This window comes from Salinifilum aidingensis (assembly GCF_054782015.1).
The window spans coordinates 1-940 of the sequence record NZ_BAAGTH010000033.1; the positions used below are offsets into that span (position 1 = coordinate 1).

The 940-nt window shown below is 66.0% G+C and carries 1 pseudogene; it reads right to left on the reverse strand.

What is annotated here, in order from left to right:
• Positions 1-19: 19 nt before the first annotated feature.
• Positions 20-894: pseudogene (locus ACYVJE_RS22985) on the reverse strand (IS5 family transposase).
• Positions 895-940 lie beyond the last annotated feature (46 nt).

Consider the following 940-nt stretch of genomic DNA (forward strand, 5'->3'; position numbering starts at 1 on the left):
CTAGGGTCTGTTTCATAAGTTAGAGCCATTCGTTGATGGCGGCGATGGTCACGGTGGCTTCGTAGCGGACGGCGAGTTTGTCGTATCGGGTGGCCACGGCGCGGTGGCGTTTGAGCCGGTTGATGCAGCACTCGATGGCGTGGCGCTGCTTGTAGGTTTCGGCATCGAACGCGGGTGGGCGCCCACCGCGGTGGCCCTTGGCTCTGCGATAGCGGGCTTGATCAGCTTTCTCGGGGATGGTGCAGCTGATCCCGCGCCTGCGCAGGTAGGCACGGTTGGCCCGGGAGCTGTAGGCCTTGTCCGCCACGACCCTGTCTGGGCGGGTGCGTGGGCGCCCGCGGCCACCGCGCGGTACCCGCAGGCGATGGAACACGGGCTGAAACTGCGGAGAATCGTGCCGTTGCCCCGCAGTGATCACGATCGACAGGGGTTTCTGGCCCTGCTCGCAAGCCAGATGCGTCTTGGTGGTCAGTCCGCCCCGGGATCGGCCGAGTCCGTGATCGTCCGGCTCGACGGTGACCCCGCCGGGTGGTTCGCACTGCAGGTCCCCCTTTTGCGCGCACCAGCAGCATGCTGGTGCGCGCGGGCGACGGTGGAATCCACGCTCACGTCCCACGTGATCAACTCGTCCACATCGGCCTCGCCCTGCAGCTGGGTCAGGATCCGTTGCCACGTGCCGTCGCGTTGCCATCGACGGAACAGTCCATAGATGGTCTGCCACGGGCCGTAGCGTTCCGGCACGTCCCGCCACTGCGCACCCGTGCGTCCTCGCCACCGGATGCCATCGATGAGCTGCCGCTTCGAGTGCGTCGGCGGCCGCCCACTCTTGACCCCTACCGGCAGCAACGGCTCCAGCTTCGCCCACTGCTGATCGGTCAGATCTCCACGTCCCACACCAAGATCATCTCACCCAGAGATCCACTTCTGAAACACGCCCTAG